The sequence below is a fragment of the Arcobacter denitrificans (SeqCode) genome, from assembly GCF_048571185.1.
Classification (GTDB): Bacteria; Campylobacterota; Campylobacteria; order Campylobacterales; family Arcobacteraceae; genus Arcobacter; species Arcobacter denitrificans.
This window is the reverse complement of the sequence record NZ_CP182350.1, coordinates 1,398,069-1,424,257: the sequence shown is the minus strand read 5'-3', so window position 1 is coordinate 1,424,257 and position 26,189 is coordinate 1,398,069. Positions and strand designations below refer to the sequence as shown.

28 protein-coding genes are annotated in these 26,189 nt (G+C 28.5%); 13 read left to right on the top strand and 15 right to left on the bottom strand.

The genetic code is table 11. The features are described 5' to 3' along the window. Positions 1–4: 4 nt before the first annotated feature. From ACNI28_RS07135 to ACNI28_RS07115, 5 genes are all read right to left on the bottom strand, one after another. The gene (locus ACNI28_RS07135; RefSeq protein ID WP_419763583.1) at positions 5–991 is read right to left on the bottom strand and encodes an efflux RND transporter periplasmic adaptor subunit; all 987 of its coding nucleotides are present in this window, start codon (positions 989–991) and stop codon (positions 5–7) included. Next, the gene (locus tag ACNI28_RS07130; RefSeq protein WP_419763582.1) at positions 988–2,184 is read right to left on the bottom strand and encodes a TolC family protein; all 1,197 of its coding nucleotides are present in this window, start codon (positions 2,182–2,184) and stop codon (positions 988–990) included. The genes ACNI28_RS07135 and ACNI28_RS07130 overlap by 4 nt, the downstream gene beginning before the upstream one ends. Further along, the gene (locus tag ACNI28_RS07125) at positions 2,184–2,567 is read right to left on the bottom strand and encodes a FixH family protein (protein WP_419763581.1); all 384 of its coding nucleotides are present in this window, start codon (positions 2,565–2,567) and stop codon (positions 2,184–2,186) included. The genes ACNI28_RS07130 and ACNI28_RS07125 overlap by 1 nt, the downstream gene beginning before the upstream one ends. A gap of 63 nt (positions 2,568–2,630) precedes the next feature. After that, positions 2,631–3,785 (bottom strand): sensor histidine kinase, encoded by a 1,155-nt coding sequence (locus ACNI28_RS07120; RefSeq protein WP_419763580.1) that lies wholly within the window; start codon positions 3,783–3,785, stop codon positions 2,631–2,633. Continuing rightward, a complete protein-coding gene (locus ACNI28_RS07115; protein ID WP_419763579.1) occupies positions 3,760–4,422 on the bottom strand; it encodes a response regulator transcription factor in 663 nt (220 codons plus the stop codon). The genes ACNI28_RS07120 and ACNI28_RS07115 overlap by 26 nt, the downstream gene beginning before the upstream one ends. 120 nt (positions 4,423–4,542) lie before the next feature. On the opposite strand from ACNI28_RS07115, the gene ACNI28_RS07110 reads away from it, so the two are divergent. Both ACNI28_RS07110 and ACNI28_RS07105 read left to right on the top strand, forming a co-directional pair. Next, positions 4,543–4,764, top strand: a complete 222-nt coding sequence (locus ACNI28_RS07110; protein WP_419763578.1) for an SHOCT domain-containing protein — start codon at positions 4,543–4,545, stop codon at positions 4,762–4,764. Then, complete coding sequence (locus ACNI28_RS07105; RefSeq protein WP_419763577.1) at positions 4,761–5,189, top strand: DUF411 domain-containing protein; 429 nt, start codon at positions 4,761–4,763, stop codon at positions 5,187–5,189. The genes ACNI28_RS07110 and ACNI28_RS07105 overlap by 4 nt, the downstream gene beginning before the upstream one ends. Before the next feature lie 20 nt (positions 5,190–5,209). Here the strand turns inward: ACNI28_RS07105 and ACNI28_RS07100 are convergent, their stop codons facing one another. The 7 genes from ACNI28_RS07100 to hisF all read right to left on the bottom strand — a co-directional run bounded on the left by ACNI28_RS07100 (position 5,210) and on the right by hisF (position 12,252). Further along, complete coding sequence (locus ACNI28_RS07100; protein WP_419763576.1) at positions 5,210–7,390, bottom strand: heavy metal translocating P-type ATPase; 2,181 nt, start codon at positions 7,388–7,390, stop codon at positions 5,210–5,212. Positions 7,391–7,400: 10 nt separating this feature from the next. After that, positions 7,401–7,604 carry a cation transporter gene (locus ACNI28_RS07095; protein WP_419763575.1) on the bottom strand — a complete coding sequence of 68 codons (204 nt, stop codon included), beginning with the start codon at positions 7,602–7,604 and terminating at the stop codon, positions 7,401–7,403. Positions 7,605–7,680: 76 nt separating this feature from the next. Next, entirely contained in the window at positions 7,681–9,093 is a 1,413-nt protein-coding gene (gltX, locus tag ACNI28_RS07090; RefSeq protein WP_419763574.1) for a glutamate--tRNA ligase, read from the bottom strand. Between the two features lie 84 nt (positions 9,094–9,177). Then, positions 9,178–10,245 (bottom strand): dual-specificity RNA methyltransferase RlmN, encoded by a 1,068-nt coding sequence (gene rlmN / locus ACNI28_RS07085; RefSeq protein WP_419763573.1) that lies wholly within the window; start codon positions 10,243–10,245, stop codon positions 9,178–9,180. A gap of 39 nt (positions 10,246–10,284) precedes the next feature. Then, on the bottom strand, positions 10,285–10,821 hold the full coding sequence (locus ACNI28_RS07080; protein ID WP_419763572.1) for a phosphorylase family protein: 537 nt from the start codon (positions 10,819–10,821) through the stop codon (positions 10,285–10,287). Further along, a complete protein-coding gene (locus ACNI28_RS07075) occupies positions 10,818–11,489 on the bottom strand; it encodes an SIMPL domain-containing protein (protein ID WP_419763571.1) in 672 nt (223 codons plus the stop codon). The genes ACNI28_RS07080 and ACNI28_RS07075 overlap by 4 nt, the downstream gene beginning before the upstream one ends. A gap of 1 nt (position 11,490) precedes the next feature. Further along, a complete protein-coding gene (hisF, locus tag ACNI28_RS07070) occupies positions 11,491–12,252 on the bottom strand; it encodes an imidazole glycerol phosphate synthase subunit HisF (RefSeq protein ID WP_419763570.1) in 762 nt (253 codons plus the stop codon). Positions 12,253–12,326: 74 nt separating this feature from the next. On the opposite strand from hisF, the gene rsmA reads away from it, so the two are divergent. The 11 genes from rsmA to ACNI28_RS07015 are packed head-to-tail and all read left to right on the top strand — an operon-like array spanning position 12,327 to position 23,656. After that, positions 12,327–13,139 carry a 16S rRNA (adenine(1518)-N(6)/adenine(1519)-N(6))-dimethyltransferase RsmA gene (gene rsmA, locus ACNI28_RS07065; protein ID WP_419763569.1) on the top strand — a complete coding sequence of 271 codons (813 nt, stop codon included), beginning with the start codon at positions 12,327–12,329 and terminating at the stop codon, positions 13,137–13,139. Continuing rightward, positions 13,111–15,045 (top strand): ribonuclease J, encoded by a 1,935-nt coding sequence (locus tag ACNI28_RS07060; RefSeq protein WP_419763568.1) that lies wholly within the window; start codon positions 13,111–13,113, stop codon positions 15,043–15,045. The genes rsmA and ACNI28_RS07060 overlap by 29 nt, the downstream gene beginning before the upstream one ends. Before the next feature lie 9 nt (positions 15,046–15,054). Further along, on the top strand, positions 15,055–16,014 hold the full coding sequence (locus tag ACNI28_RS07055) for a KpsF/GutQ family sugar-phosphate isomerase (RefSeq protein ID WP_419763567.1): 960 nt from the start codon (positions 15,055–15,057) through the stop codon (positions 16,012–16,014). 5 nt (positions 16,015–16,019) lie between these two features. Then, complete coding sequence (locus ACNI28_RS07050; RefSeq protein ID WP_419763566.1) at positions 16,020–16,814, top strand: pseudouridine synthase; 795 nt, start codon at positions 16,020–16,022, stop codon at positions 16,812–16,814. Further along, positions 16,807–17,988 (top strand): replication-associated recombination protein A, encoded by a 1,182-nt coding sequence (locus tag ACNI28_RS07045; RefSeq protein WP_419763565.1) that lies wholly within the window; start codon positions 16,807–16,809, stop codon positions 17,986–17,988. Before ACNI28_RS07050 ends, ACNI28_RS07045 begins: the two co-directional genes overlap by 8 nt. Next, positions 17,989–18,510 carry a protoporphyrinogen oxidase HemJ gene (gene hemJ, locus ACNI28_RS07040; RefSeq protein ID WP_419763564.1) on the top strand — a complete coding sequence of 174 codons (522 nt, stop codon included), beginning with the start codon at positions 17,989–17,991 and terminating at the stop codon, positions 18,508–18,510. Then, a complete protein-coding gene (locus ACNI28_RS07035; RefSeq protein ID WP_419763563.1) occupies positions 18,500–19,918 on the top strand; it encodes a PhoH family protein in 1,419 nt (472 codons plus the stop codon). The genes hemJ and ACNI28_RS07035 overlap by 11 nt, the downstream gene beginning before the upstream one ends. A gap of 59 nt (positions 19,919–19,977) precedes the next feature. Further along, positions 19,978–20,907, top strand: a complete 930-nt coding sequence (locus tag ACNI28_RS07030) for a D-2-hydroxyacid dehydrogenase (protein WP_419763562.1) — start codon at positions 19,978–19,980, stop codon at positions 20,905–20,907. After that, positions 20,900–21,343, top strand: coding sequence for a hypothetical protein (locus ACNI28_RS07025; protein WP_419763561.1), 444 nt, complete (start codon positions 20,900–20,902; stop codon positions 21,341–21,343). The genes ACNI28_RS07030 and ACNI28_RS07025 overlap by 8 nt, the downstream gene beginning before the upstream one ends. 1 nt (position 21,344) lies before the next feature. Beyond that, positions 21,345–22,940 (top strand): FAD-binding protein, encoded by a 1,596-nt coding sequence (locus tag ACNI28_RS07020; RefSeq protein ID WP_419763560.1) that lies wholly within the window; start codon positions 21,345–21,347, stop codon positions 22,938–22,940. Further along, on the top strand, positions 22,937–23,656 hold the full coding sequence (locus ACNI28_RS07015; protein WP_419763559.1) for a succinate dehydrogenase/fumarate reductase iron-sulfur subunit: 720 nt from the start codon (positions 22,937–22,939) through the stop codon (positions 23,654–23,656). The genes ACNI28_RS07020 and ACNI28_RS07015 overlap by 4 nt, the downstream gene beginning before the upstream one ends. A gap of 1 nt (position 23,657) precedes the next feature. Here the strand turns inward: ACNI28_RS07015 and ACNI28_RS07010 are convergent, their stop codons facing one another. The 3 genes from ACNI28_RS07010 to asnB all read right to left on the bottom strand — a co-directional run bounded on the left by ACNI28_RS07010 (position 23,658) and on the right by asnB (position 26,188). After that, positions 23,658–23,921 carry a ribbon-helix-helix domain-containing protein gene (locus tag ACNI28_RS07010; protein ID WP_419763558.1) on the bottom strand — a complete coding sequence of 88 codons (264 nt, stop codon included), beginning with the start codon at positions 23,919–23,921 and terminating at the stop codon, positions 23,658–23,660. Between the two features lie 149 nt (positions 23,922–24,070). Then, entirely contained in the window at positions 24,071–24,379 is a 309-nt protein-coding gene (locus ACNI28_RS07005) for a hypothetical protein (protein WP_419763557.1), read from the bottom strand. Positions 24,380–24,406: 27 nt separating this feature from the next. Next, positions 24,407–26,188 (bottom strand): asparagine synthase (glutamine-hydrolyzing), encoded by a 1,782-nt coding sequence (gene asnB, locus ACNI28_RS07000; protein ID WP_419763556.1) that lies wholly within the window; start codon positions 26,186–26,188, stop codon positions 24,407–24,409. Position 26,189: the final 1 nt, after the last annotated feature.

Below are 26,189 nucleotides of genomic sequence, written 5' to 3'. Positions count from 1 at the left end.
CTTCCTACCAATCATCATCTGAGTCTGAGTCATACAAATTATTTGTAACAGCGTCAGAATCTAATAAGAATAAAGCATTATTAATTACCTCATCACCTGCACTTAAACCATCTTCAATCTCATATTTTGATGATGAGATTCGTCTTGCAACTACCAGTACAGGTTCAAACTCATCTTTTGAAATTGGTTTAAATACATAATATTTATCCCCTTTTGCTAAAACAGCTGTTTTAGGTAGAGTTAACATCTTCTTTGAACTACTTTTTATAAGAGCTTTTCCAAACATATTTGGGAAAAGCTTTTTATTTTTATTGTCAATTACAAATCGGACATCTATTGTTTTACTTTTATTATTTGCAATGGGATAAATATAATCAACCTTTGTTTTAAAACTCATATCTATACCATCTATTTTTATTTTTGCTTCCATATCATTTGATAAAAATTCTAAATCACTTTGATAAACCTTTGAAATAAACCACACCCTATCTATATTTGCTAATTGCATAAGAAGTGTGCCTGTTTTTACATATGAGCCATCATTTATCTTTTTATTTAAAATAATCCCATTAAAAGGGGCATAAAAGGAGACATCTTTATTTTTTATTTGAGATAGCTTTACATCCAAAGAATCAAGTTTGTCCAATGAGCTTTTATATAGAGCTTTATTTATAGACTTTGTAACTTCTATCTCTTTTTTTATACTTTCAATCTCATCAGAATACAAAGAAAAAAGCTTATCGCCTTTTTTTACTTCCATTAGATTTTTATTTGCTGCTATTGAGCTTACATAACCATCAAATCTAAGAACTATATCTTTAATACTATCTTCTGCAAACAAAGTTTCCCCATAAAAGCTCTTTGTCTCATAAATAGTTTCATCTTTTACTTTGACAACTTTTTTATTAAATAGTTGGTTCACCTCTAAAATTTGGGCATTTAATAGCCCCATAAAAAGTAGTAATAAAAATAGTTTTTGTATATTTCTCATCGAATTTTTCCTTGGGTGAAGTAGTAGCTTTGGGCATATGCATCAAAATAACTTTTCATCTCATCATATGCTGCAATTTGGTTTTTAATTATTTTATTTAGATTTTTTAAAATCTCATTTGGCTGTGTAATTCCTAAACTGTTATATTTTTCTATTGTTTTTTGATTATTTTCTTGTAAAGGGATAATCATATCTTTAAAAAGTTGGTACTTTTTGTATGTACTATTTAAATCATTTTGTAATGAAGCAATTTTTAACTCAAAGCTCTTTTTCTTATCCTCAAGCTTATCTTTAAACTCACTTGCTTTAATTTTTGCTTGTAAAATTTTTATATTTTCTTTGCCATAAAGAGCTAAAGGAATAGATAGAGATACGTTTGCATAATCTTTGTATTTATCATCTCTTTGAAAATATGCTACGTTTAATTTTACATCTGATAGTTTTTTTGCATCTTCTAAAAGTGCTTGTTTATTGAACTTTTCACTGTTTTGTTCTAATATTTTTATTTTTGGATGAGTTGATATTTCTCTTACAAGAATTAACTCTTTTACATCTAACATAACATCGATACTTGATACTTTTTCATAAGTTATCTCTTCTAGTTTTAAATAGTTATTGTTTATTATATTTTTTAGATTCTGTTTTTGAACTTCTACTTTTAAGTAGTCAGTTTTTAAGTCTATTATCATACTTTGGTTTGATTTACTATTTTCATATAAAGAAGTAGTTAAATCCTCTAGATTTTTTATATTTTTTTGATATTCATTTAGCAATAAATACTTGTTTTCTAATATCTTTATACTATATAGATATTCAATAAGTTTTGATTTTAGTTTTAATTTTGCATCTTCATAATTTAGCTGTGCTATATTTTTATCATTGACAGCTATGTCTTTTTGTAGGCTAAATTTATCATTTATTGGAATACTTTGAGAAAACCCTAAATATTGTACTTGCATTGGCTCCAAATCTCTTCTAGAAGTGTCAAAATGCAAGTCATTGGCACCAATGGTCAAAATAGGGTTATCCCACTTATTTGATAGCTTAATTTGCTCATTTGCTATTTGTATAGACTTTTCAATAGATTGTAAATCTCTGTTGTTATTTATTGCACTATTTATTATCTCTTCCAAACTTTGAGCAAATGAGCTTGAAATCATCAAACAAAGTAGGATAAAACTATTTCTTAGCATTAGATGTTTACGCTCCCTCTTACTTTATGAACTTTTCCATCTTCTGTTTTAAACTTAAGTTGATATTGCCAAGTTCCACCCATAGTAAAATTTATTTTTACCAAATACTTACCATCAACAAGTTTACCTTTCCCTTCATACTCCATGTATGGCATTCCAGGCATCTCTGGCATATAAAATTTTATTTTTACTTTTGCATCTGTAAAAGAAGCACCATCTTTTGCTAACTCTATAAAAATATCATTGCTACCTACAACTAGTGATTTTTCACTACTTAACTTTACATCATAACCATTTTTACTTCCTTCTTGAAGTAGTGGATCTGCATGTACTAAATTAAATGCTATTAACAATCCAGCAAATAGTTTAAATAAGTTTTTCATTTTTGAACTCCTAAATTTTTAGTTTAGGAATTCTAGCTGTATTGTGTGGAGATTGTGTGGAGATTAAAATCGGAGAGTTATTGTTGTACCTTGATTATAAATAGATTCAACTTCTACTTTTATATTATATTTTTTACCTATTTCATAAACAATATTTAATCCTATACCAAAGCCACCCTGTTCTGTGGTTGCTCTATAGTATCTGTTAAATATATCTTTTAATTTGGGTGTCTCTATGCCTATACCTGTGTCCTTTACTGTTAGTACTCTGTTTTTTAAAGATATCTCTATTTTTCCATTTATTTTGTTATATTTTACTGCATTTGAAACTACATTATTAAATAGTCTTATAAACTCATCTTCTTCTATTTTATAAAAAAACTTTTCTATATCTAAACTTATCTCTATCTTCTTTTTATTTGCTAAAGGTTCAAAGTAATTCAACTGCTCTTTTATTAAAAAAGCTAAATCAAGCTCTTCTATTTCATGACTTTTAACATCTTTTCGCAAAAATACATAGCTTAAGTCTTTATAGATTTCAGATACTCTTTTTGCACTTAACTTGATACGTTCAATCTGTTTTGAGTTAAGATCTTCACCCTCTGCTGACATCAATATTGCACTAATTGGAGTATTTAATTCATGGGTAGTATCTTTGATAAAGTTATTTAATTTTTCCCTCTCCTGCTTAATTGGCTTTAAAAATAGTTTTGCCAAATAAAACCCAACAAAAGAGATAAACAAAAAAGAGATAATAAAAGTAACTATTATCTTTCCCATTAGCTTATCTATCTTTTTAGTAAAAGAGGTGTCTTTTATAACTATATAATCTATACCTAGATGTCCTACAGTTGAGTTATCTATAATCATGATGAAGTCATCGTTTTCTATAAATCTTTTATCAAAATCAACCTTTTGGTCAATATTTCCAAAAAGTTTTTTTTGGTTTTCGTCATAAAAAGAGAGTTTGTAATCACTATTTTCTAAATATTCATTTTGGTTAAAGTTGGTACCTCTCATATGTGCAAAGATTATCTCATTGGAAAGCTTTGAAACTACATTTTGCATAGTTGATTTTGTCAAATCAAAATAGAGAGTCTTTTCATTTTGAAAATATAAAAAGGCAACTAAAGCCATCAATATAAAAGCAGAACCTAAATATAAAGATAAAAATCTAAAGAAGGTATTCTTCTCAGTTGTTGTTAAATCGATAACCAACTCCTCTAATATTTAATATGTAATTTTCGCCTAAGAGTTTTCTCAAGTTTTTTATATATGTTCTTATAGTAGCAGAACTTGGCCCCTCTTCATAACTCCAAAGATTTGAGCTAATTTCATCTACACTTATTACTTTTTCTTTATTATTATACAAATACATTAATACATCTAACTCTTTTTGTGTAATACGTGTCTTTTCATTTTCAATAATAATTGTAAGATTCTCTTTATCAATTATGCAGTTATTAGATATTTTTAGGGTACTTGATAGTTCTATATTAAATAGTCTTTTTATGTTGTTTATTCGTAAATCAAGCTCTTTAAGTTCAAAAGGTTTTTTAATATAATCATCACAACCAGAAGCAAAACCATTTTCAACATCATCTATTCTATCAAGGGAAGTGATAAAAATCGCAGGTGTTTTTATACCATTATCTCTTAACTCTTTTAGTAACTCAAATCCCGTAAATCCTGGAACATTTACATCTAGTAAAAGTAAATCAAAGGTATCTTCATAAAGATGATTTTGGGCTGAGTTTGCATCATATGTAGAAATAACCGTGTGACCTTTGTCTTGAAGGTGTTCTTCAATAATCTCATTTAAAATCAAATCATCTTCCATCAAAAGTATCTTCATCTTATTCCTTTTAAAAAAGTAATTGTAGCATAATATTTTTTTAAGATTTTGTTTCTCTTAGTTCTTTTCCACACACTCTACACATAGGCTTGATAACATAACACAAAAAAAGGAGATATGATGTTTCATTTTATGAATATGAACATGACACTGTTTCATGGATTTGGTATGCTTATTTTTTGGGGAATTATTGTTTTTTTAATATTTTCAATTTTTAGTAATAAAGAGAATAAATATGAAAAAGATACTGCAATTAATATCTTAAAAGAAAAGTTTGCAAGTGGCGACATATCTGAAGAAGAGTATAAATCAAAAAAGAAAGTATTAGAGGAAAATAAATGAAAAAAATAATATTATCACTATTATTCATTGCAACATCAATTTTTGCAATGGAAGGTAAAACTATGACTGTTTACAAATCTCCTTATTGTGGTTGTTGTGAAAAATGGATAAACATAATGAAAAGTAAAGGTTTTGATGTAAAAACCATAGAAACAAACAGTGTCAATGAAGTAAAAAAAAGAGTTGGCTTACAAGCAGGACAGACTTCTTGTCACACAGCAATTGTAGATGGTTATTTTATAGAAGGGCATGTAGATTATAGTGCTGTGCAAAAAATGCTAAATGAAAAACCTAATATTTTAGGTATTTCAGTTCCGGGTATGCCAATAGGTAGTCCAGGTATGGAACAGGGTAATATGAAACAAGCCTACAATATAATATATATAAATAAAGATGGTAGCATTGGAGTTTATGAAAAACATTAAAAAAAAGTTGTAAATCATATTTACAACTTTTTAATTTTTAACCTCAATGAATTTAACACAACACTTACAGAAGAAAAACTCATAGCAATACCTGCATACATAGGATTTAACATAAGTCCAAAGATTGGGTATAAAACACCTGCTGCAAGGGGAATACCAAGTATATTATAAGCAAAAGCCCAAAATAGATTTTGTTTTACTACATTCATAGTTTCAATAGACAAATTAATACTTTTTATAATAGACATCAACTCATTATTTACTAAAATTATATCTCCAGCATCTTTGCTAATATCAGAACCAGAATTTAAAGTAATACCTATATTTGCCTGTTTTATTGAAGGAGCATCATTAATTCCATCTCCTATAAACATCACTTTTGATTTCTCTTGTAACTGTTTTATTACTTCATATTTTTGGGTTGGTAAAACTTCACTATAAACTTTTTTAATACCAAGTTTCTCAGCTATTTTTTGAGCTGTTATATTATTATCACCTGTTAATAAAATAGGTTCTATATTTAACAGTTTTAACTCTTCTATTACTTTTATAGCATCTTCTTTTAACTTATCTTCCAAAGAAAAAGAGCCTATAGTTTTTTTATTTATAGCCACATAGATTAATCCATTTGATTTTTCTAACTCTTCTAAATAAAACTCTTCGTGTTTTTTATCTATTTCAATGTCATTTTCATCTAATAACTTTTTATTACCTAAAATTATTTCATCATCATTAAAAAAAGCTTTTATACCTTTTCCAGGGATAATATCTATATCTTTTATCTCTTTATTTACATCATAGTTTTTATCTTTGATAAAATTTACTATAGCCTTTGAAATAGGATGTTCACTATAGCTTTCAATAGAGCCTATTAATTCAAAATATTTTTCATCAATATTTGTTTTTGAAACAGTTATTTCACCTTTTGTTAAAGTTCCTGTTTTATCAAATACTGCGTATTTTATCGCTTTTATCTCTTCTAATATTTCTGGGTTTTTTATTAAAATCCCCTCTTTTGCACCCCTACTTACTGAACTTACTATTGCAATAGGAGTTGCCAATCCTAAAGCACAAGGGCAAGAGATAATTAAAACGCTAATTGAAGCTATTATTGCTTTTTGAAAATCACCAAACATTAAGCCCCAAATTAAAAATGTGACTATTGAAATAACAATCACAGTAGGTACAAAGATATTTGCAATTTTATCTGCAAATCTACTAATTGGTATTTGTCTACTTTGAGCTGTTTTTAACAATGTTATAATTTTGGATAGTGTTGTGTCAGCAGATTCTTTACTTACTTTAACTTTTATTACACCATTACTATTTAGTGTTCCAGATAAAACCTCATCTCCAATCTTTTTGAAAACTGGCATTGATTCACCTGTTATCATAGAAGTATCAATATCTGCATTTCCTTCAATGATAAGTCCATCTGTAGGTATTTTTTCTCCACTTTTTACAAGTACTATATCTTTTAGTTTTAATTCCCTTGCCAATACGGTTTTTATATTCTTATTTTCATCTACTAAATTAGCATTTACAGGTGCTAAATTCATAAGTTTTTTTAGAAAATCACTAGCTTTTAGTTTTGAGTTTTCTTCTAAATATCTACCTAAAAGAACAAATGTAATAATAACAGCTGCTCCATCAAAGTATACAAACCTAAGATTTTCAGGAAATAAACTTGGGAGGAAAACTACAATCGAGGAATAAAAATATGCAGCACTTGTACCTAAGGCCACCAATACATTCATGTCATAGTTTCTATTTATTACTGACTTTATTCCTAATTTATAAAATCTAAATCCACAATAAAACTGAACAATAGAAGCTATAAAAAATACTAAATATTTTGTCAACTCATGACTGAATATATTTAAGAATGATAAACAAAAGATAGCAAGAGTCAAAGTCATAGATAGAATAAAGGTTTTTCTTAGTTTAGAAAAAGAGAGTAACTGCTCTTTTTCTAGGGCTTTTAAGTCTTCTTCTGGCTTATATCCTAGTTTTTGTATATCATTGAATAGTTTCTCTTTAGAATAAAGAGTATCGTCAAGAATAAACTCTCCTTCACTTGAAGCAAAACTTACATTTGCAGAGATTACTCCCTTTTTTTTATTTAAAAACTTTTCTATTCCTCCAGAACAGTTAACACATGTCATACCTGATATATTTAAATTAATCTTCTCTTTTGCCATAATTTAGCCTTTAATCTAATATATCAAATCCTAAGTCTTTCATCTCTTCTTTTAACTTATTCTCTTCTTCATTAGAATTTATCTCTAAAGTAATCTCTTTTGGAGTTTTTGTCAAATCAACATCTATTGTTCCAAAGTCATCTTCTAAAGAGGCTTTGATAAGATTTTTACAACTTTCGCAGTTTATATTGTTTGCTTTGTAGGTTTTTTTCATAATAGCTCCTTTAAAGGGTATTATATTATTTTTGTATGGAAATTGTGTGTAGTGTGAGTTTTAATAAAGAGTAAAATTACTCTTTATTAAAGTTTTTCTCACATGCTGTTTTAATTCTTTCACAAGTAACTTTTACACCAAGTACAGCCATAATATCATATACTGATGGAGCTTGTGTAGTTCCAGTTAGTGCTAATCTTATTGGTTGAAATAGTTGAGGGAATTTTAATTCAAACTCTTGGATAAAAGGTTTAGTAATCCCTTCATAATCAATACTTAAATGTAATTTATCATCATTTTCTTCAAGTAGTTTTACATAGTTATCTAAGATTTTTAAAATAGTTTCATCTTTTACAAACTTTTTAACACCTTTTGCTTCATAATCACTTGGTGTATCTAGGATAACATTAATTGCATCTTTTAACTCAACTAAGGTTTGAGCTCTCTCTTTTGTTAAATCTAAAAGCATCTCTTTTTTATCATGCCCATGAATAACACAATCAAAATACTCTAACTCTTTTGATAATCTTTCATTTGATACATTTTTGATATAGTGAGAATTTAACCATAATAATTTTTCTTGATTATATGCAGATGCAGATTTGTTAATATTTGTTGGGTCAAATAGTTCTAACATCTCTTCCATAGAAAAAATCTCTTGATCTTTGTTTGACCAACCAAGTCTTACTAAAAAGTTTAATAATGCTTCTGCTAAAAAACCATCTCTTTTATATTGCATAACATCCATAGCACCATCTCTTTTAGATAGCTTTTTCCCTGATGGGTTATTTATCATAGGGATATGGTAAAACTTTGGTGGAGTCCAACCAAGCGCTTCATAAATTACTATTTGTTTTGGAGTATTACTTAAGTGGTCATCACCTCTTATTACATCTGTCATACCCATCAAGGCATCATCAATAGCAACAACAAAGTTATAAGTGGGAACACCATTACTTCTTGCAATAACAAAATCATCTACTTCGCTACTGTTAAAGTTCATAATAGATCTTACACCATCAATAAATGTTATTACTCCTTCTTTTGGAGATTTTATTCTTACAACAGGTTCTATTCCTTGAGGAATAGATGGTAGTTCTTTACCCTCTTGGGGTCTCCATGTTCCATCATATCTTGGAGTTTGTTTATTTGCCATTTGAGTTTCTCTTAAAGTATCAAGCTCATCTTTACTCATATAACAATAATATGCTTTGCCTTCTTCTAAAAGTTGGTCTATATATTTTTTATAAATATCATTTCTTTTTGATTGATACTCTACAGTTCCATCATAATCTAAACCAATCCATTCAAAGGCTTCCATAATTGCACCTAGTGCATCTTCGTTATTTCTTGCAGTATCGGTATCTTCAATTCTTAATTTGAATTCACCTTTTGATTTTCTTGCCCACAAATAACTATATAAAGCTGTTCTTAATCCACCTATATGTAAATATCCTGTTGGACTTGGAGCAAATCTTGTAACTACCATTAATCTTCCTTATTCTTATAACTTTTAAAAAATCCTATTGCCGATACTATAATAACACCTACTATAAATATTAACATTGCTAAATCAAGCGGTTCCATCAGCATCCTTTTCTTTTAGTTGTCCACAAGCAGCTGAGATATCTAAACCTTTTGATTCTCTAATTGTGCAGAGTAAACCTTTACCTATTAAGTAATTTTGGAATTCTACCATTTTTTTGCTTTCTGGTCTTTGATATGTGGTTCCTGGGTATGGATTAAAGTATATTAGGTTTACTTTTGCTTTTATTCCATCAAGTAATGATAATAGTTTTTTAGCACTTGCAATATCATCATTTTTATCTTTTATTACAAGATATTCAAACATCACTTTTTTTCTAGCATCAACTGGGAATTTTTTTACTGCATCTATTATTGATTTGATATTATATGCTTTATTCATAGGAATTAATTCACTTCTTAAGCCATCATCAACAGCGTGTAAAGAGATAGCAAGCTGTATTCCTAAGTCTTCATTTCCAAGTTTTTCTATCTTTGAAGAGATTCCAGAAGTTGAAACTGTTTGTCTTCTTCTATTTATAAACAGACCCTCTTCTTGGGAAAATACTTTTACAGAATGAACAAAGTTATCATAGTTGTCTAAAGGTTCACCCATACCCATAAATACAATATTTAATGATTTATTCTTATCAATATTATTATCTCTTTTCATATTTACGATTTGAGCAACTATTTCTCCAACACTTAGATTTCTAACAAAACCGCCCTTTGCTGTCAAACAAAATGTGCACCCTACTTTACATCCTACTTGGGTTGAGATACAAACAGTATGTTTTTCACCCTTTTCTACAACTCCATCATCACCTATTTGTTTCTCACGCATTAGTAAAAATACGGTTTCGATAGTATGTCCATCATGAAGTTCAAAAAGATATTTTATACTTCCATCACTACTTTTTTCTTTTTTTATAATTTTTAAAATATCAAGTGCATAGTTTTTTTTCAAATCATCTTTCAAATCATTTGGTATGTTTTTCATCTCATCATAAGAAGTAGCATATTTTTTATATATCCAATTATAAACCTGTTTTGCTCTAAATGCTGGTTTTAGTTTCCCTTTTAATTCATCTAAAGTAAAGTCATATATTGATTGCAATTTTTTCCTTTTTTATAATGTTTCACATGAAACATCATATTACTTAATTATATTTTTTTCTAATAAATATTTTGTGATTTTTTCCATTGCCTCATTATGATTTTTTTTAAAATCTTCATGGGCATTTTGTTTTGTATAGTTTGTTACTGCAAATATTCCAGCAACAGGTATCTCAAACTCTTTTGCCACTTTCACAACAGAGAAGAACTCCATGTTTTCTATACCTATTCCATAGTCATTATATTTTTTTGCAAGCTCGAAGTTTGTAGTAATATAGTTTGAACTATTTACTATGGTGTCATTTTTTACAAATTTATTTTCTGATTCTAGTACATTATCAATAGGAGTGTAAGAGTTGTTTTCCAAAAATGACAACTCTAAGTTTGAAGCACGCTTTGATTCGACAATATCTAATATCTTGTGGTTCCCATAACTTCCTGCTGTTCCTATAAACAGAATATACTCAGGCTTATTAAACAGACATCTTCGTGTAAGATTTATAGCCATATCAACTAGCCCTATTCCCATAGGTTCTGCAAATTTGAAACTCTCTATATCTCCAGCACAAACTATCATTTGCACTCCAATTTATAGTTGGTAGTAATTGAGATTTTTTGTTGTGATACTTCAGGTACAGGTACATTCTCTCTTTTTAATGAAGAGTCAAGTCTTAAACTTGCAGCTGATTGTCTATATGTATGAAGAATATTATTTCGTAAATCTACTACTTTTACACTACAAGTTCTATTTAAATCAGCAGAAAGATTTTTTGCATAATTTTCTACCCACTCTATTGACTCAAGTCTTAACAAATCCAATATTACATTGTAGCTATCATCCTTTACTCTCCAAGAAAGATTATTTAAAGATACAGATGTATCTCTATCTTCTTTTAATGAAGTTATCATAGAGATAAACTCTCCCATATTTAGAGCATCGGTAGTTTCAACCTTATAATTTAAAGTTCCTTTATAACCATATATTTTAGGACTGTTACTACTTCTTTGATATTGGGGTCTTATATTAAATGTTCCTAATTGTTTTTCAACTTTATTGTACTCTTTAATTTTATTATTAAAAATATCCAATCTTTCAATTACTTCTTTCTCTCTTTTGTCTTCAACAATTATTGAAATGTCCGCACCTAAAATATTTGGTATTAAATCTTTTGTGAATTTTTTGCTAAAATTAATCTCATATGCATTTAGGATAAAGGGTATTAGTAAAAATAAGTATTTTTTCATATTAAATCCTTACTGGTATGTTGTTATCTTTTAAATAATGTTTTAAATCCATTATATCTATCTCTTTAAAATGGAAAATTGATGCAGCCAATGCAGCACTTGCTCCATGCTCAAAAGCCTCTTTCATATGTTCCATAGTTCCTGCTCCACCACTTGCAATTACGGGAATATCCACTAAACTTGATATTTGTTGTGTAATATTTAACTCAAAACCTGTTTTTGCGCCATCTGTATCCATAGAAGTAAGTAATATTTCACCTGCTCCCCTATTATAAACCTCTTTTGCCCAAGCTAATGCATCTAGTCCTGTATCTTCTCTACCACCCTTTACAAAAACGTGATAAGAGCCATCTGCTACTTTTTTAACATCAATAGCCACAACTATACATTGGCTACCAAATCTTTTTGCACCTTCGTCTATAAAGCCTGGATTTACAACTGCACTTGAGTTTACGGATACTTTATCACAGCCTACATTTAAAAGTTTATATATATCTTCTAAAGTTCTTATTCCACCGCCTACTGTTAGGGGAATAAAGACTTCACGTGCTACACCTTTTACTATATGAACTATTGTATCTCTATTTTCATGACTTGCTGTTATATCTAAGAAAGTAATTTCATCTGCACCTTCATTGTTATATCGTTTTGCAACCTCAACAGGGTCACCTGCATCTTTCAATCCAACGAAATTAACACCTTTAACAACTCTTCCATCTTTTACATCTAAACATGGAATTATTCTCTTTGCAAAATTGCTCACTTCTTATCCTTAATCATTTTTAACTTTTTATCTTATCTAAATGTAAGTTAAGTTCATATATAATCTTCCTTCTTATGGATAAAGTAAAAGCAAAAAAGAAGTATGGTCAGAACTTTTTAAAAGATGACACAGTCTTATCAAGAATCATCCAATCGATGCCCAACAACAATAATCATATTGTAGAAATTGGGCCTGGATTAGGTGATTTGACGAAAAATTTAGTCAAATGCAAAGATGTAACTGCCTACGAGGTCGATACAGATCTATTTACTATATTAAAAACTAAGTTTGCTACTCCTATAGAAAATGGTTCTCTAACACTGGTCCACACTGATGTTTTAGAAGCTTGGGATAAACAAAAAAGTCTACATGATAGTAAGTATGATTTAATCGCTAATTTGCCGTATTATATTGCTACAAATATAATACTAAGAGCATTTGAAGATGATGCTTGTGAACACATTATTGTAATGGTTCAAAAAGAGGTTGCTGAAAAATTTTCTGCCAATGAAAGAGACAAAGAGTTTTCTGCATTGGGTGTAATATCAAAACTATGCTCTAAAGAGTCTAGGATTTTATTTGATGTACCACCAGAATCATTTGATCCTCCTCCTAAAGTTATCTCTTCAATTCTTTACATAAAAAAAGATATGTCTAAAAAAATGGATAAGGATTTTAACAGTTTTTTAAAGGCTTGTTTTCAACAGCCTAGAAAAAAACTCTCTAAAAATATCTCTTCTATTATTTCAAAAGATACTATTCTTTCTTTATTTGAGGAGCTTGGAATTAGTGATAATATTCGACCTCATGAGGTTAGTTCATCTTTGTATAGCCAAATATATACAAAGGCAATAATAAATGGAAGAAAACAAAACAGTACAGAATAATACTCCAGTTGTAGAAAAATCTGCTCCCGCAACTGCAAAAGCTGCAAATACTACACAAGCAACAGAGGCTGCTCCAAAAAAGCAAAAACCAAAAAGACCAATGAACAAAAGAAAAAAAATAGTTGTTCCTAAAATGGAAGACCAATCTGGTGATGGTTGGATAACAGACCTTAGAAAAGCTCATATTATAAATGAAAGAATCCATAAAGATAGACTTAACCCACACAATAAATTAAATCTAAGTGCTACACAAAAAGTTAGAATCACTCCACTTGGTGGATTAGGTGAAATTGGTGGAAACATGATGGTAATTGAGACTGAAAAAAGTGCAATTATTGTTGATGTTGGTATGAGTTTCCCTGATGAAGATATGCATGGTGTTGATATTTTAATTCCTGATTTAACTTATATTAGAGAAATCAAAGATAAAATTGATGCTATTATTATCACTCATGGTCATGAAGATCATATTGGTGCAATGCCATACTTATTTAAAGAGATGCAATTTCCAGTTTATGGAACATCTTTACCATTAGAAATGATTGGTTCAAAGTTTGATGAGCATAAAATGAGACAACATAGAAGTTACTTCAAAGCAATTCAAAAAAGAACTCCAATCAAAATAGGGGATTTTGAAATAGAGTGGATGCATGTTACTCACTCAATTATTGATGCCTCATCTTTAGCTATTACAACAGAAGCTGGAACAATCATACATACTGGGGATTTTAAAATCGACCACACTCCAATTGATGGTTTTCCAACAGATTTACATAGATTTGCACATTATGGAGAGAAGGGTGTTTTACTATTAATGTCAGACTCTACAAACTCACATACAGCAGGTTTTACAAAATCTGAATCAACTGTTGGACCTACTTTTGATAACCTTTTCTCAAAAGCAAAAGGTAGAGTTATCATGTCTACATTCTCTTCAAATATCCATAGAGTTGCACAAGCAATTGAGCATGGTTTAAAATATGGAAGAAAAGTTTGTGTTATTGGAAGATCTATGGAAAAGAACTTAGAACTTGCCATGGCTTTAGGATATATCAAATTCCCAAGAGACCAATTTATTGATCCACACGAAGTTCATAAATATAATGATAATCAAGTACTAATAATCACTACAGGAAGCCAGGGTGAATCTATGAGTGCACTGTATAGAATGTCTATACATGAGCATAGACATATCAAAATCAAGCCAGGTGATCAAATTATTCTTTCTGCTAAAGCAATTCCAGGAAATGAAGCGAGTGTTTCTCAAATCATTAATCACCTTTTAAAAGCTGGTGCAGAAGTTGCATATCAAAACTTCTCAGAAATACATGTTTCGGGACATGCTGCACAAGAAGAACAAAAACTTATGCTTAGACTTGTAAAACCTAAATTCTTTATGCCAATTCATGGTGAATACAATCATGCAGTTAAGCATCAACAAACAGGTATTGCATGTGGAGTATTAGAAAGAAATACTTACATAATGAGTGATGGTGAACAAGTTGAAATTACACCTAAATATCTTAAAAAAGTAAAAACTGTTAAAACAGGGAAAACTTACATTGATAATCAACTAAATCATAAAATAGCCGATGATATTGTTTTAGATAGACAAACAATGGCAAACGAAGGTGTTATTATGATTGTTGCACAAATCAATGAAAATGATAGAAAACTTTCTGAAAGAACAAGAGTTACTTCATTTGGATTAGTTCCTGATAAACAAGATAGATTTTTTGCAAAAGAGATTGAAGATATATTAGAGATATTTTTATCAAATGCAAAAGAGGGTGTCTTTAAAAATAATAAATATTTAGAAGATGAAATTAGAAAAGTTGTAAGAAAACATTGTGTTAGAAAATATAAAAAATACCCTATGATTGTACCTACTATATTTGTTCAGTAAGGATATATAATGAATTATAATGAGATTGCAAAAGAGGTTTTATTAACTGAAGCAAAAGAGTTAGAAAGAGCCTCTGTCGAAAATACTTTTGATATGAATGCAGCGGTTGAGCTTATTTTTAAAACAAAAGGTAAACTCATTGTTACTGGTGTAGGTAAATCTGGACTTGTAGGAACAAAGATAGCAGCAACTCTGGCAAGTACTGGTACTAGTTCTTTTTTCCTTCACCCAACTGAAGCCATGCATGGTGATTTAGGTATGATAGGAAAAGATGATACTGTATTAGCTATATCATATTCAGGTGAGAGTGAAGAGTTGATACAAATTCTTCCCCACCTTAAAAGATTTGATATTCCAATGATTGCAATGGCAAAAACTCCAAACTCTACTTTAGCAAATTATGCTGATATATTTTTTGATATCAGTGTTACAAAAGAGGCTTGTCCTTTAGATATTGCACCTACTACTTCTACTACTTTGACTATGGCTATGGGAGATGCATTAGCTGTTTGTTTAATGAAAAAAAGAGATTTCCAAAAAAATGATTTTGCTTCTTTTCATCCAGGTGGAAGTTTAGGAAAAAAACTTTTTATTAAAGTTTCTGATTTAATTAGAACTGAGAACTTACCACTTGTTTCACGTGAAACACTTCTTAAAGATGCTATTGTTAAAATGAGTGAGGGTAGACTTGGAAATGTTATAATTCTTGATAATGAAAAAGTTGTAGGTTTGTTAAGTGATGGTGACTTAAGAAGAGCACTGATGAATAATAACTTTTCACTTGAGTGTAAGGTTGAAGAAATAGCAACAATGAATCCTAGACTTTTAAACAATAAAGATTTATTAGCAAGTGATGCCCTTAAGATTGTAGAAGATTATAAGATACAACTATTAGTTGTTGTTGATGAAAGTAATAAACTTATTGGGGTATTACATATTCATGATTTAATAGAAGCAGGAATAAAGTAGGTAATATGAATGAAACTCCAGAAACTAACCAAGTAAGATTAAACAAATTTATTTCGCATAATAGTAAATACTCAAGAAGAGAAGCTGATACTTTAATTGCTGATGGAAGAGTAAAAGTAAATAAAAAAACTATTACTGACTTATCAACAAAAGTATCAGAAACGGATATTGTACTAATAGATAACAAAGTTGTTAAATTTGAAAAAAACAAAATGTATACAGTACTAGTTTACAACAAACCAAAGGGTGAATTAGTAACTAAGAATGACCCACAAGGTAGAAGAATAATATTTGACACGCTAGGAAGCAAATATAAACACTTTTTACCAATAGGTAGACTTGACTATTCAAGTGAGGGAGTTTTACTTCTGACGGATAGCGTAGAGGTTGCAAATGGACTTATGCATTCAGACTTACAAAGAGTATATAAAATCAAACTAAATGGAGCACTTACAAAGCAAGTAGAAGATGCAATGAATAGTGGACTTCAATTAGAAGATGCAACAAAGGGTGCAAGAAAAGATAGCAAAATCAAATCTATGAACTTTGCTCCTTTTTTAGGATATAAAGTTGATTCGGTTAAAGACACTTTTTCTAAACTAAAAGTTGCAATTACAGAAGGTAAGAATAGAGAGCTAAGAAGATTTTTTGCTCACTTTGGACTTGATATACTTGACTTAAAAAGAGTAGAGTATGGTGGCATATCTTTAAATAATTTACCTACTGGAAAAAGTAGATACCTTACGAGAGAAGAATACAAAAACTTAAAAGATTATCTAGCTACAAAAGATAATGACTAATCTAAGTTCTATACTTCGTCCAACTACACTTGAAGACTTTGTTGGACAAAGTCATATAATTTCTAAAAACAAAGTTCTATATAAACTTATTATAAAAGGTGAGATTCCTCACCTTTTTTTTTATGGAAAACCTGGAACGGGAAAAACCACCTTAGCTAAAATAATTGCTAAATCTATAAACACTGATTACTTTTATTTCAACGCAACTTCACTTAAAATTGAAGACCTAAGAAAAGTCTTTAACAAATATGATAATAGCTTAATTAAACCAATTGTCTTTATAGATGAAGTACATAGATTGTCAAAAAATCAACAAGAAGTTTTACTTCCTATCATGGAAAATTATCAAGCAATAATTGTTGGGGCAAGTACAGAAAATCCATTTTTCACTTTAACCAGTGCTATTAGATCAAGAAGTTTTTTATTTGAATTTATGCCACACTCTAAAGAGGACTTAATTAAAATACTTGATGTTGCACAATCTAAATTAGAAACAAAACTAGATGAACAAACAAAAGAGTATTTAATAAATAGCTCTTCAGGTGATGCAAGAGCTATGTTAAACTTATTGGAATTTGCCTTTAAAGTTGACCCTGATGTTTCATGTGAAACATTAAAGGAGTTAAGACAAAATGTTATAGGGGATGGAGTATCATCTTCTAATACACACTATGACTTAGCAAGTGCTATGATAAAATCAATTAGAGGCTCAGATATAGATGCAGCACTTTATTACTTATCAAGATTAATAGAGGGTGGAGAGAGTGTAGAGTTTATTACTAGAAGATTAGTAATACTTGCAAGTGAAGATATCGGCAATGCAAATCCAAATGCTCTAAACCTTTCAGTAAGTACTATGCTTGCAACTTCAAAAATAGGTTATCCAGAGAGTAGAATTATACTTTCACAATGTGTGATTTATTTAGCATCTTCTCCAAAGTCAAATTCTTGTTATGAAGCAATAAATAAAGGAATAAGTGAAGTTAAAAATGGTAAAATCTTTGATATACCAAAAAACATTGACTCATTTCATAAAGATTATTTATATCCCCATAACTTTGGTGGCTATGTAGAACAAGAATATTTAAGTGAATCCATTAACCTTTACACTTCAAAGGGTATAGGTTTTGAAAAAACTTTAGATGAATGGATAAAAAAAATAAAGGATAAATGATTGGAATATTATAGTTGGATATTAACATTTCATATAGTTGCAGTTATGTCTTGGATGGCTATGCTGTTCTATTTGCCAAGACTTTTTGTATACCATGTAGAAAATATTGATAAAGAAGAATATGTAAAAATTGTAAAGATACAAGAATACAAAATCTACAAATATATTGGTATGCCAGCTATGTGGGCAACAATTATAAGTGGAACAGTTATGATTTATCTAGCAGAAGATTTATTTAAAACTGGCGTTTGGTTACATGCAAAACTTACAGTTGTAATAGTACTTATTATCTACTCATACTCATTGGAATATTTTAGAAAAAATCTAGCAAATAATGTTTGTAAAAGAAGTGGTAAATTTTTTAGAGCATATAATGAAATACCAACTTTACTTGCAATTTTGATTGTTACATATGTAGTTGTTAAAACTGTTTCTGTTACATTTACCCTTGCTATGATACTACTTTTTACATTTATAATATACATGATAATGAAACCTAAGAGAGCTAAAAATGAACAATGAAAACTTTGATAAGTACTATGTACTTGATACAAATATACTATTAGAAGATGCTAATAATATTTTCAATTTATCTGATGATAATAAAAACCTTATTATACTTCCCGAAACAGTTTTAGATGAAATAGATTCTAAAAAAAGTGGTTTTGATGAAATCAATTTTCAGGCAAGAGAGTTTGCAAGAATACTAGAGAATTCAACCATAATTTTTACAAAAAGTATAAAAGACTTTAAAATAGTTAGATTAAATATCGAAAACGAAATACCAATTTCAATTGATATTATATCAAAATTAGAGTATCAATTAGTATCTAAAACAACTTCACAAAACATAGCAAATGATAGAAAAATATTAGAAATAGCACAATTTACTACAACTTATTATGATAAAGATTCAACATTTTTATCTATGGATATAATGGCAAGAACAAGAGCTATATCTCTTGATATAAAAACAGAATCGCTTATTGGCTCAAATAAAGATGACTTTGTGCATGAATTTATAAAGACTATACAAATAAAGTTTGAGGATTTAGAATTTATTGAGAATAGAGATATAAAAGAGTTAGATAAAGATTATCAAGTTTCTAACTTTTCCTATTGTTTTAAAGTAAAAGGCTCAGACCAAGTTGTACTAGCTTCTATACAAAATGGGAAGATAAGAGTTCTAAATGAAGATGAAGTAAGAAATCAAATAATATCTCCACTAAATAAAGAGCAACTATTTTTCTCAAATGCAATCATCCAACACTATTTTAATGTTCTGATAATAGAAGCAAAAGCAGGTTCAGGGAAAACTCTATTAGCACTAAGTGGGGCATTAAAACTTGTTAAAAACAAACAATACCAAAGAATAATATATATAAGAAACTCAATTGAGTCTTTAGATAAGGGTGAAGATGTTGGATATTTACCAGGTCTTGAAGAAAAATTCAAAATATATAATCATCCCTTAATGGATAGTATAGATCATATAGTTCGTTCAGAATACAAAAAAAGAAGAACAAACAAGAGTAAAGAAGAACAAGAGATTGATGAACAAGAATTAAAAACTAGAGTTGATCAAATGATTCAAAACTATTTTATTGAGACTATGTGGGTAGGTGAGATGAGAGGGAGAACACTATCAAATGCATTTGTAATTATCGATGAAGCACAAAATATGTCAAATAAAACTATGCAAATGGTATTATCAAGAATAGATAATACCTGCAAAGTTGTAATACTTGGAAGTAATAAACAAATAGATAACTTCTATGTTAACAAATACACAAACTCTCTAACAACACTACTAAAATCTACAAAAGAAGAATCATCTTTAGTAAATATATTTGCTATTGAACTACAAAAAGTATTAAGAGGTCCAGTAACTGAATGGGCAGAAAATATCTTTTCTGCTAAAAATAAATAATCTAAATTTTAGCTTAACTTTGATACCTTTACGTATTATAATACGTAAAGGGATACATAATGAAAATTGTAATACTTGATAGATCCACACTAGGTGCTGATATAGATTTATCAATACTTAGTGAATTTGGTGAAATAACAGAATATGACTATACAAATGAAAAAGATACAATTGAAAGATTGAAGAATTGTGATGTAGTAATTACAAACAAAGTATTGATTACAAAAGAGGTAATAGACAATACAGAGTTAAAATTGATATGTATTAGTGCAACAGGAACAAACAATGTTGATGTAGAATATGCAAAACATAAAAAGATAGAAGTAAAAAACGTAGCAGGTTATTCAACTGCAAGTGTAGCTCAATTAACTATTTCTTTAGTGCTTCATTTTATGCAAGAAATCAATTATTACTCAAACTATGTAAAAGAGGGGAACTGGCATAAGTCAAAGATTTTCACTCATATAGATAAACCTTTTTCACAATTGAGTGGGAAAAACTGGGGAATTATAGGACTTGGTAGTATTGGAGAAAAGGTTGCTCAAATTGCATCTGCTTTTGATTGTAATATAAACTATTATTCAACTTCAAATATGAATTTTAATACAAACTACAATACGACTAATCTTACAGCACTTTTAGAATCGTCTGATATAATATCAATACATTGCCCCTTAAATGAAAAAACAAAAGATTTATTAAATTATGAAAATATGAAATTGTTAAAAAATAATACAATTATCATAAATGTAGCCAGAGGTGGAATAATAAATGAATATGACATAGTAAAGATACTAAAGGAAAAAAATCTATTTTTTGGCTTAGATACCATATCTACAGAGCCAATAGAAGAGGATTCTCCTTTGAATAGTATCTTAGAGCTAGATAACATAATTCTCACACCTCATATAGCATGGGCATCAATAGAGTCAAGAAAAAAACTAATTGAGGGTGTATATAAAAATATAGAAGGATTTATAAATGAATGAGCATAAACTAAAGTCATTACTACAATATAAGTCAAATGAGATGATACCTTCAACACAACTCATTAGAAAAAGCAAACAAGTATTTGATTCCATACAATACAGTGATATAGATAAAGCTGTGATATTAAGAGATGGTAAACCTTCATTTTTGTTAATGGATTTTGGAAAATATGAAGAACTAATTAATTTTTTCATCTCCAATAACTTATTAATTGATAAAGAGTTATCCATGTTAGAAAGTGTTGAGATAAAAGAGACTAAAGAAATAGAAGAAAAAATAGACAATTCTATACATGATAAAGTGATAAATGAAGAAGAAGATACAGAACTTAAATCAAAAAAGAATAATCTTCTTGATAAACTTGATAACATAGAAGGCATAATAAATAACGATAAAACAGTTATTCAAGATAATTTAAAAGATTTCTGGGAGTAATATGAAAGATGTAATTATAATTGGAGCAGGAGGTGCAGGATTAAGTGCAGGATTAAGTGCTAAAGAGAATTCTGATAAAGTGTTGATAATCTCTAAAACATTCCCTACGCACTCTCAGACTGTACAAGCTCAAGGGGGAATAAACTGTGTTTTTGATACGAAAAATGACTCAATAGAAAATCATATAAATGATACATATAATTCATCAAAGCATCTATCTAACAAAAAAAGTGTTGAAACTATGTGTACAAATGCAAAAGAGACTATAATATGGCTTGACAATATTGGTGTACCATTTAGTAAAGATTCGCAAGGTAACATCAAGCAAAGGTACTTTGGTGGAACAAAATACAAAAGAACATGCTACAGTGCAGACTATACAGGATTAAAGATACTTCATACACTATATGATCACTGTATTAAAGAGAATATTGATTTTTTATATGAACACATTTTAGTAGATATAATTATTGAAAACTCATGCTATAAAGGTGTTAAAATATTAAATTTACTTAGTGGTGAAATCATTAACTATTATTCCAAAACATTAATAATTGCAACAGGAGGATATGGAAATATTTATTCTTCTCATACTACAAATAGTATCTCAACAACAGGCGATGGGCTAGGGGTTGCTTTTAGAAATGGTCTTGCATTATCTAATTTAGAGTTTATACAATTTCATCCTACTGCCTTAAAAGGAAGTAACACTTTAATAAGTGAAAGTGCAAGGGCAGAGGGTGCATATTTAGTAGATGAAAATGAAGAAAGATTTGTTGATGAACTAGCAACTAGAGATGAAGTGGCAAGGGCTATTAAGACAAAAGTTTTAGATAATCATTCAGTATATTTAGATATGAGACATCTAGATATAACATCTCTTAAAGAGAAAATGCCACAAGAACTTAAACTAATCAATGACTTATTAAATCTAAATGTTGAAAAAGATTTGATTCCAATAACACCTGCAGCACACTATACAATGGGAGGAATTTTAACAAATGTTTCATGTGAAACATCGGTAAAAAACATATATGCCTGTGGGGAAGTAGCACAAAATAATACACATGGAGCTAATAGATTAGGGGGAAACTCACTACTTGAAATAATTACATTTGGAAAAGTTGCAGGAATAAATGCAGCAAAAAAGAGTAAAGAGATAAAAGATTTAAAGAGCACAAGTGAAAAAAGCAGAGATAATTTTATAGATAATATCTTGATAAAAAATGAAAATAAATCAATATATTTCATAAAAAAAGAGTTAGGTTCTCTAATGTTCTCATATGCTGGTTTATTTAGAACAAAAAGTGATTTAGAAATTTTGTTAGAAAAAATTGAAAAATTAGAAATAGAGTATGAAAATACAGGGATATCAAATAAAGAGAAAAAATATAATAAGAATCTATTAGATTATATTGAACTAGGAAATATTATTCTTCTATCAAAACTAACTACAATATCAGCACTAAATAGGGAAGAATCAAGAGGTTCCCACTATAGAAGCGACTTTAAAAATACATCAAAAGAGTATGAAAAGATATCAATAATTAAAAACATAAATAAGAAAATAGAGCATCACTTTGAGGGAATATTATGAAGATAACTATAACTAGAGACAATAAAGAAGTAGAATATAATATTAAACAAGAAAATACAACACTTTTGGGTGCATTGGACTATATAAAAGAGAATATTGACTCATCATTAGCATATAGAAGTGGTTGTAAAAGTGGTATTTGTGGCTCTTGTAGTGTTTTAGTAAATGATAAAGAATCACTTGCCTGTAAATGTAAAGTAAATGACAATGATAATATAAAACCATTAAAATATGTTAAGTTAATAAAAGACCTAGTCGTAGATTTAAATCATGTAGAAGAACTGCTCAAAAAAAACAAAACATATGTAGAAGAGCTATCAAATAAAATAATTACAAAAAAAGATGAAAGTCTAATTGATGTTCAAAGTAATTGTATCTTATGTCAAAGTTGTTACAGTTCATGTCCTGTATATGAAGTAAATAAAGAGTTTCAAGGTCCATATATTTTAACAAGAGTTTTAAGATACGTAAATGATAAAAAAGAGTTGAATATAAATAATAAACTAGATGTAATACAAACAAATGGAATTTGGGATTGTACTTTATGTGGAAATTGTACAATTGTATGTCCTCAGTTTATTGACCCAAAAACTGACATCATGAATCTTAGAATGAAATCAATTCAAAATGGATACGCAGACCCAACAATTCAAAGTAATGATTTCTTAAACGAGTTTAATAATTTTGATACAGGATTTAATCCAAATTCTTTTTAGTTTATTTATCCATTGACTTTTTTAGAACATCTCTAAAATGATGATATGGATCCTCTTTTAATTTATTTGCTAAAATTATTTTATCAGTTAATTCTTTGTTATTTTCATAATATAAGGCAATAGATTCTTCAATAATTCTACTTTTTGTTTTGCCACTATTGACACTAAGTTCAGTTAAATAACTATTTGTTTCACCATCTATTGATAAACCTATTTTTACTCTACCAATTTTCTGTATTGGTCTTCCTACTTTTCTTTTCTCCATTTTTAATCCTATTTTATGGTATCTTATAATTATATCTAAATACTTCTAAATGTTTCTAGACATAAATACATATGCTAAAAAAAGCACTCCAAATTGCATAATTTAAACAAAAGAATATGCTAAAAATAATTATTTTGAAAAATTAAAAGTTAAAGTTTTGGAGCAAATTCTAACAAATTATTTAATAAAAAAGCTTCTATTATTTCATCAATACTTTTTTGATTATCTACAATTAGAACTTTAGTCTTTTCATCAATAAATGTCCAAATAAATTCTTTGTCATTGATAACAACAACATAATCTATCCATTCAATAATGTCTTCTTTTCTATCAAAAAAATCGCAAGATATAATTTGTCCATCATTTAATGTTATATAAGCCCATGAAGAATTTTCTTCAATACTTGAAATAATACATTCGTGTCTACTGTTAGAATTTGTCGGAATTAAAAGTGTCATTTTAAACCTTTAGATTTATATAATTTATTATATAAGATAATTTTTGTTAAACCAATTAGAGAAAATATATAATGCCCAGAAATGTTGCTTGAATTTATTTGTTTTAGCAAGATTATAAATCATAATAACATAATCATCATTGAATAAATTAGTATGTGAATTAACTTTTAAAACAAGTTTTAACAAATCATCATCGTAAGTAGAAAATATCCATTCATTATATGGAGAGTTAAAACCTTTTTTTGTTCTATTTATAATTTTTTGAGGAATATATTTTTGTGCAATTTTTTTTAGTAAATATTTATTTGTATCACCAACTTTCAAATCAGTTTTGATTGAAAAAAGATAGTCAACTAATCTATAATCCAAAAATGGCGTTCTAACTTCTATGGAATTAGCCATTGATATTCTATCAACCTTAGAAAGTAAAGATTGTCCTAGCCAGACCTTTAAATCGATATAACTCATCCAATCTACAGGATCTTTTTTTGGATTTTCTTGCTTAAAAGTAGGCAAGCGTTTAAATAATTTTTTCTTTTGTAAAGTTGTATAAATTTCACCAAAAGAGTTATAGATATTTTCTTCGCTAATTACACGTCTTAGATACTCACTCTCTTTTGTATTGTTTTGTAAGCAAGAGCCTATATCTTTTAGAAAAGTATTTTGTGAAGTGGATAAAGAGTCTTTAAATTGATAATATTTAAGAAATTTTAAGTAGTTATCATAGCCCAAAAAGAGTTCATCACTTCCTTCACCACTTAAAACAACTTTTATACCATTTTTATTTATTAACTTTGTCAAACAATACAGGGGAAAAGCAGCACTATCAGCATGTGGTTCTTCTAAAGCATCAATGACATGATCAAAAACATCCAAAAAATCTTTTTTTGTAATTTCTAAAGGGTGATGAACAGAATTTATCTCATTTGAAACTAGTTTTGCATAGTCTAGTTCTGAATAATTTTTATAATCAGAATATCCAACAGAAAATGTATGAATCTTTTTACCAGACATATTAGTATATAAAGTAGAAATCAAAGAGCTATCTATTCCTCCACTAAGCAATGAACCCACTTCTACGTCACCCACAAGCCTTGAACTTATACTTTTGTATAAAAGTTCCTCAATACCTTTTAAAGCAATATTTTCATCACTTATTTGTTTATATGTATTGATTTTATAATATTTCTTTATAAAAACTTCATTATTTATCAAAGTCATATATGAAGAAGATTCAAGTTTTTTAATATCATTGTAAAAGGTCAAATCATTTAAACTTACAAAATATTGTAGATACTGAGATAAAGCTACTTTATTGAAACTAGGTGTAGTCCCTAATATTTTAATTATAGATTTAATAGATGATGAAAAGATAAACTTGTTGTCTTTAAAATAGTAAAAAAACGGCTTTTTACCGTATCTATCCCTTGCACAAAAGTATTTTTCCTCTTTCATATCAAAGATTACAAAAGAGAACATACCATTTAACTTGTTTAAAAAGTCAATTCCAAACTTTTGATATAATCTAATTATAACTTCTGTATCAGAAGAGGTTTTACAAAACAAATTTTCACTAACAATCAGCTCTTTAAAATTATATATCTCCCCATTGAATACAATTACTATATCATCAAAAATCATTGGCTGATTTGCTTCATCATCCACATCAATTATAGACAATCTTGTATGTCCAAATTGATAATTTTTATGATTAACTATAGAACTATTATCAGGACCTCTATTATTCATCAAAGCTAAGGCACTAGAGAAGTTTTCACTAATAAAGTTTGTTCCTAATATACCACACATA